This is a genomic window from Arthrobacter sp. Y3225116 (assembly GCF_059091245.1).
This window is the reverse complement of sequence record NZ_JBNHGL010000542.1, coordinates 1-558: the sequence shown is the minus strand read 5'-3', so window position 1 is coordinate 558 and position 558 is coordinate 1. Positions and strand designations below refer to the sequence as shown.

The window sequence follows — 558 nt, the reverse complement described above, 5'->3', positions numbered from 1 at the left end:
CGTGCCACGATGGCCGCGGCGACGGCGCCCATGGCCAGCACGGCGTCCGCCACCACGATCTGCGGCAGGAGGCGGCCGGCCGAGTCGGAGACCTCGCGTTCGGTCAGAGCCAGCACGGCACCGGCTTCGAAGGCCGCGGGGACGTAGAAGTGCCCGTCTGCGGTCTCGCCCGGCTTGGCCACGAACAGGCCGCCGGGTTCAATTTCGCGGGAGTCTGTGGTGGCGGAACTCACGGTGATGCCGGCGGTGTCCCCCGTGGGACCGACGGGTTCCCCAACGATCCGTCCGCCGGTAATCGCCGCTATTTCGGCTGCAGTTAGTTCAATCATGACGATCTAGGACTCTACCGCGTTCGGGGAGAGCACTTCGAATCCGTGCCGGTGCAGGGCCTCGCGCAGTTCCTCCCGGTCGTCGAGGGCCAGGTTCTGGCCGTTGACCTCCTGCCAGACCTCATGGCCGCGGCCGGCGACGAGGACCGTGTCCCGGGGCGCGGCCAGGGCCACGGCCCGCTCGATGGCCTCCGCCCGGGGGAAGACTTCGATAATGTCGGCCGGCAGT

At 69.5% G+C, this 558-nt stretch carries 1 protein-coding gene and 1 pseudogene; both read right to left on the bottom strand.

Going from position 1 to position 558, the window contains the following annotated elements; translation table 11 throughout:
* The coding region (locus tag AC5RV2_RS18860; RefSeq protein ID WP_494093598.1) for a Mur ligase domain-containing protein at positions 1–329 on the bottom strand (329 nt) is incomplete at its 3' end.
* A gap of 6 nt (positions 330–335) precedes the next feature.
* A pseudogene (locus AC5RV2_RS18855) lies at positions 336–558 on the bottom strand (UDP-N-acetylmuramoyl-L-alanyl-D-glutamate--2,6-diaminopimelate ligase); the annotation flags it as partial.